This window comes from Pseudoalteromonas sp. 2CM28B (assembly GCF_023161935.1).
This window is the reverse complement of sequence record NZ_JALNTH010000104.1, coordinates 1-886: the sequence shown is the minus strand read 5'-3', so window position 1 is coordinate 886 and position 886 is coordinate 1. Positions and strand designations below refer to the sequence as shown.

The following is an 886-nucleotide window of genomic DNA, read 5'->3' as shown; positions in this document are numbered from 1 at the left end:
AGCTGTTAGCTGTTTTGCTATGTTCTAGGCTTTTTTCAAATAAAAACATCGACTTTCTTTTTGTCGGTTAACAATAAAGCAGCCTTTTCTTGATATAAATCAAAAGTATCGTCTGATATAAATTTATCAAACGTATTAATTATTTCTTTCATGTAAGAGGCTCTTACTTGATAAGTCTGACGTTCAGGATATTCTTTAGCAAGTCCATCTAATTTCTCTGAACTATTAGAAAAATACTCCATAACATTAATTTTTTTATCAGGATCTACATCCCCTCCACCATAAGAAAGGATCCTAAGTTTAGACTCTAAACTATTCATATCTTCTCTTTTTTTGGATATTATGGGGTTTCCTGACTTACCTAATCTAACTGGTTCATCACTATCGTATTTTTGTGTGTATTCTCGTTCCATTTCATTCACATTTTTAACAATACTATGAAGTTCTTTTATACTCATATTAGAAAAGTTGAGCTCTTCTTTTTTAAATACTTTTTCATATGCACTTCCCTCAATTAATGATGAATCAAAAGCATTATTGTCTTTTTTTTCTTTAACTTTAGGATCAAGGTGAGTTGTGTTTATATTAATTTTTAAGCCACTTTCGCTTGTTTTAGTAGAAAAGCTTTTTATTTTTTCATCATCACTGTTTGTAAAAATAGATATTTTACTTTCAAATAGAGTAGGTAGTAGATTGGTGCTGATTTTCATAAAAATCCTTTTTCATATGTCGTTTTCTTTTATCGACATAATTTTATAAAACTTAAGCTTTTATTTTAGATTGTTTTCTATTAACGACTCATAGGGCTGAGTCGTTAATAGAAAGTTTAACTAGCCACCAGATCTTACTTCATAAGTAATTCCACCATAAGTAGATCCAGTTGTTG

1 protein-coding gene is annotated in these 886 nt (G+C 29.2%); it reads right to left on the bottom strand.

All coding sequences use genetic code 11. The features are described 5' to 3' along the window. Positions 1–35: 35 nt before the first annotated feature. Positions 36–710, bottom strand: a complete 675-nt coding sequence (locus MTN96_RS36820) for a hypothetical protein (RefSeq protein ID WP_013463096.1) — start codon at positions 708–710, stop codon at positions 36–38. Between the last annotated feature and the right edge of the window lie 176 nt (positions 711–886).